General features: G+C 65.3%; 1 protein-coding gene. It reads left to right on the top strand.

From position 1 onward, the window contains the following. Positions 1-6,008, top strand: a 6,008-nt coding sequence (locus tag ACHZ99_RS33375) for a polymorphic toxin-type HINT domain-containing protein (RefSeq protein WP_420308594.1), incomplete at both ends; no start/stop codon positions are given.

Genomic DNA, 6,008 nt, shown 5'->3' with positions numbered 1-6,008 from the left:
GCGATGGTCAAGCTGGCGGATGAGTCGTCCAGCGGGACGCGGGAGCGGTCGCTGTGGCTGTCCAGCGAGGGCCAGGACCAGCAGCTCGGCCCGCTGCTGCGGGTGATCTACGTCGACGCCACCGCCGCCTCGACGTACTACGCGCCGGGCACGCCGCAGCGGATGACGCCGAACACCACCTACGACGTCGAGGTGACGTTCACCAACACCACCGACTTCACCATGAACGGCAACAACCCCGACGGCTGGGGGCTGTCGTACCGGTGGACCCTGCCCGACGGCAGCACCCCGCCCGGCCTGGGCCAGCCGCTGCTCACCGACCTGCCGGAAAGCATCCCGCCCGGCGGGGAAGTCACCGTCACCGCGCAGGTCAAGACACCCATCAACTCCGACGCGGGCAACAAACGCACCGACTACCAGCTGACCTGGGACGTCTACGCACCCTCCCTGGACGCCTGGCTGTCGGACCGCCACCACATCCCTGCCCTGACCCAGCGGGTGGCCGTGGAGGACCCCACCTCCGACGAGCTGGGCCTGGAGACGTTCTACTCCTACACCGGCACCCCGACCGGCGCCGGCTCCTCGGTGATGAACAACGCCGCCGCCGGGAACGCGGTGTGGTCATACAACGCGTTCGCCAATCCCGGCCGCGGGCTGAACACCTTCTTCCGCATCGCCTACAACTCCCTCGACACGAGCGACACGGTCACCGGCCACGGCGTCTCCGCCCAGGCCGCCGGACCGCTGCGCCTCGGCGCCCCGCTGGACTTCCATCCCAACCCGCATCCGACGGAGGTGCGGTGGCCGGACGGCGACGGCACCACGCATGTATTCGAAAAGCAGGCTGATGGCAGCTTCAAGGCCCCGGCCGGTGTGCACTACAAACTTGCGCCGAAGCAGGGCCTGGACTGCACCCCGTCGAAGGACCCGATACCGGATGCGTGGACGGCGACGCGCCCGGACGGCACCCGCTTCCTGTTCGGCTGCGACGGCTACCTCACCTCGGTCGTCGACTCGAACGGCAACACGCAGACGTACACGTACACCGAGCGCAAGTCGAACAACAAGCCGGTGAAGTTCCTCGACTACATCACCGACCCGGCCGGCCGGAAGTCCCTGACGGTCGAGTACTACGAGAAGGGCGACGCGTCGTATGAGTACATCAACGACGCGGGTGAGCAGGTCGCCGGCTCGGGGAAGCTGACGAATTCGAAGATCTACGATCACGTCAAGTCGGTCACCGACATCTCCGGCCGCACCCTGGCGTTCTACTACACCGACAAGGGCCTGCTGGGGCGTATGACCGACGGCGCGGGCAGTGGACAGCCGAAGGTGTTCGACTTCACCTACGACGCCACCCAGGGCAACAAGAACGTCAAACTCGTCGCCGTCGAAGACCCGCGCCAGCACACCACCAACCTGGACTACTACGCCCCCAGTGAAGGGGATGACCCGGAGTATCACTGGTGGACCAAGCAGATCACCGACCGGCGCGGTAACGGCACCGGTTTCGTGTACATGGACAACGCGGGCACGCCGGAGTTCACCGACACCCGGGTGACCGACGCCGAGGGCAACGTCACCGACACCACCACCGACGACTTCGGCCGCCCGGTCACAACCATCAACGCCAAGAACGAAACCACCACCCTGGCCTGGGACGCCGACAACAACGTCACCTACCTCCGCGAACACAACGGCGCCGAAACCGCCTACTGCTACGACCCGGCCACCGGCTACCCCCTGTGGCAACGCGACGCCGAGCAGAACGCAGCCGCCGGCGGCGTCCCCGACCCCACCACCTGCACCGACGGCACCACCCCCGCCAACGCGACGGTCTTCCAGTACGCGGAACGCACTGCCGACGGCTATGTGAAGGACCTGTGGCGCAAGACCTCGCCCGAGGGCCGCGCCTGGACCTTCACCTACGACGCCTACGGCAACCTCAAGACCGTCACCGACCCCAAGGGCACCGCCACCACGGACGAGGGCGACTACACCAGCCGCTACACCTACAACGCCCACGGCCAGCTGGAAACAGCGACCGACCCGCGCGGCAACACCACCACCAACGCCGACTTCACCCCCACCGGCTACCCGCGGCTGATCACCGATCCGAAGGCCAACGGCACCGACTTCGTCTACGACGAACGAGGCCAGGTCACCAAGGTCACCGACGCACTCGGCGGGACCACCGAGCAGAACTACGACGTCTACGGCCGTCCGCTTGAGAACAAGGTCTCCAAGGACCACTCGGCCGGCAGCTACATCACCACCCCCGCCCCGGTCTACGACGCCAACGACAACGTCACCACCTCCACCGCCCCCAACGGCGCCGTCTCCACCGCGGTCTACGACCAAGCCGACCTGATGACCGCGGCCACCGCCCCGGACAACAACACCACCGGCCGCGAAACCAGCTACACCTACGACCGCGTCGGCAACCTGATCACCACCACCGAACCCAAGGGCGTGGCGACGGCCGAGATACCCGGCGACTTCACCACCACGAACCACTACAACGCGATCTACCAGCTCACCGACGTGGTCAACGCCGACGGTGACAAGCTGTCCTACCGCTACGACGACGTCGGAAACCCCACCCACGTCATCGACCCCAAGAAGAACACCACCCCCGACACCACCGACTTCACCACCCACACCACCTACGACCTCAACCACCGCCCCAAGACGGTCACCGACGCCGCAGGCGAAACCACCACCACCGCCTACGACAAGGACTCCCTGGTCATCTCCACCACCGACAAGGCAGGCAAGACCACCGAAGTCGACTACGACGAACGCGGCCTGCCCAAGACACAACGCGTGCCGTACACGGACACCATCACGCGCACCACGAAGTTCACCTACGACCAGGCCGGCAACCGCACCAAGGTCGAAACCCCCCGCGGCACCGCCACCACCACCGCAGACGACTTCACCCTCCGCACCACCTACGACGAACTCAACCGCCCGGTACGCCAATACCAGCCCTACGACCCCAACGACGCCCGCTACAACGACCCCGACATCTACACCGAAACCCGCTACGACGCCCTCGGGCGCGTCGCCACGGTCTCCGCACCGCCCTCGGCAGGCCAGACGGTACGCAACGACACCACCTACGAGTACTTCGACACCGGCTGGATCCGCACAGCCACCGACCCGTGGGACATCGTCACCCGCTACGACTACAACGACCTCGGCCAGCAGACCAGCCGACGCCTGATCTCCGCAGGCGAGGAAACCACCGAACGGCCGATGAACTGGGGCTACTACCCCGACGGCTCCCTGAAAACCCGGAAGGACTCCGGCGTCCCCGACGGCTCTGCCGTGGTCCTGGTAGACAACTCCGATACCCAGCACACCTCCACCACAGGCAGCTGGAAGAAGTCGAAGTCCATCGCCCTGTCCGGCGAACCGAAAGACACCGGCTTCAACCACCGCACCCAAACCTCAGACCAGGGCTCGTTCACCTGGCAGACCATCATCCCCCGCGACGGCGAGTACACCGCCTACGCCAAGTACCCCGAAAAGACCGACGCGGGCACCGCCACCTACCGCATCGACCACGCCGGCGGCAAGGCGACCAGCAAGGTCAACCAGGCCAAGAACCCCAACCGGTGGGTGAAGCTCGGCACGTACCGCTACAAGCAGGGCATCAAGTCGATCACCGTCACCGGAAGCGACCAGGGCACCATCAGCGCGGACGCCGTCAAGCTGGTCCGCTCCTACGACGCGGCGGCCGACACCGAGGAGAAGGTCTTCGGCTACCGCTACGACCGCAACGGCAACCTCACCGACATCGACGACACCAGCTCAGGCGCCCGGATCGACGCATACACGATGGCCTACACCGGCCTCAACCAGGTCGCCAAGGTCAGTGAGAACCTCGCCGGCGAGCCGAAGAAAGTCACCGCCTTCACCTACAACACCAACGGCCAACTCCAGACCGTCACCCACCCGGACGTGTTCCAGTCCTACGCCTACGACATCCGCAACATGGTCAACCACGTCGAGGCCGGCGACAGCGCCACCGACCCGACCAAGCGGACAACCTCTTACGAATACACCGCCCGGGGCCAGAAGCTGCGGGAGAACAAGGCGAACGGCAACTTCGTCGACTACACCTACTACGCCAACGGCGCACTGAAGACGACCCAGGAGTACAACAGCCAGCTCCTTGTCGCCTCCCACGCATACGACTGGGACGCCAACGGCAACAAATCCCGCGACGCGACGAAGAAGATGAACGCCGACGACCACACGGCGTACCTCGAATCGACCACGGCCTACACCTACGACCCGGCGGACCGGATCGCGAAGGTCACCAAGACCGGCAACGGGGCGGGCACCGAGACCTACGTCCACGACGCCAACGACAACGTCATCAGCCAGACGGTCAAGAACACCGAAACCACCTACACCTACAACCGCAACCGCCTGGTCACCGCAGCCACCGACGGCACCACAGACACCGCCTCCTACAACTACGACCCCTACGGCCGCCTCGACACCATCACCGCCGCCAGCCAGATCATCGAACGCACCATCTACGACGGCTTCGACCGCATCAGCGAACACAGCCGCCTCCAGGACGACGGCACCACGAAGAAGACCACCTACACCTACGACCCCATGGACCGCACCACCTCCAAGACCGCCAGTGGCAAGACCACGGACTACAGCTACCTCGGCTTGTCCGGCCAGGTCCTGGACGAACGCGTAGCCGGCGAGGTCACCAAGTCCTACCAATACGACCCCTGGGGCAACCGCCTCTCCCAGATCACCCACAACACCGACGGCACCGAGGAACTCGGCGTCTACGGCTACAACAGCCACACCGACGTCGAAACCCTCACCGACACCAGCGGCAACACCAAAGCCACCTACGGCTACACCGCCTACGGCACCAACGACGACTCCGAATTCACCGGAGTCGACAAACCCGACCCCACCACCCCCAACCAGGAGCCGTACAACCCCTACCGCTTCAACTCCAAACGCTGGGACCAGGCCTCGGGAACCTACGACATGGGCTTCCGCAACTACAGCCCCGGCCTCAACCGATTCCTCACCCGCGACACCTACAACGGCGCCCTCGCCGACATGAGCCTGACCACCGACCCCTTCACCGGCAACCGCTACGCCTTCACCGGCGGCAACCCCACCACAGGCATCGAACTCGACGGCCACCGCTACTCCTCCCTCGACTACCAGTCAGACGGCGACACCTGGATGCAGTACGAGGCATTCGACTCTCCCCAGGAGTTGGAAGGGGTTCTGGCAAATTCCGAGGGGGCCATGCCTGCCGGTGACGGATGGGATTTCCTCGCCGGCGTCGTCGACGCGGCCCTTGTTGAACCTGTCAAGGCCGGTGTGGATATTGTCGACCCCACCGGAACGGCTTCTGGGAAGATCGACGATTTCCAAGGCTGGGTCGAGGACAAGGCAGGCATCGACTCGACCTCCCGCCGCTACAGCGCGGGGCAGTTCTTTGTCGACATCGTCGGTGGTATCGGCGGAGTAGGCAGATCCGCCGTCAGAAGTGTCAATCGCGCCGCCGGAGCCGCTGACGCGGCTGGAGACGCGGCCACCACCTGCCGACGGAACAGCTTCACCGCCGACACCAAGGTGCTGTACGCGGACGGCACCACCAAACCGATCGAAGACGTCAGGATCGGTGACGAGATCGTCGCCACTGACCCCGAGACCGGGGAAACCAGCGTCGAGACCGTCACCGACACCATCACCGGCAAGGGCTCCAAGAACCTCGTCAAGATCACCATCGACATCGACGGCGACCGCGGCGACAAGCAAGCCACCGTGACGGCCACCGACGGCCACCCCTTCTGGGTCCCAGAACTGGACGAGTGGATCGACGCCACCAACCTCCAGCCCGGCCAGTGGCTGCAGACCAGCGCCGGCACCCACATCCAGATCACCGCCATCAAACGCTGGACAACCCACACCACCGTCCACAACCTGACAGTCACCAACCACCACAC

The organism is Streptomyces sp. MAR4 CNX-425, assembly GCF_048656465.1.
Lineage (GTDB): Bacteria > Actinomycetota > Actinomycetes > Streptomycetales > Streptomycetaceae > Streptomyces.
The sequence above is the reverse complement of the archived record's forward strand: the minus strand, read 5'-3'. Positions and strand labels throughout refer to the sequence as shown.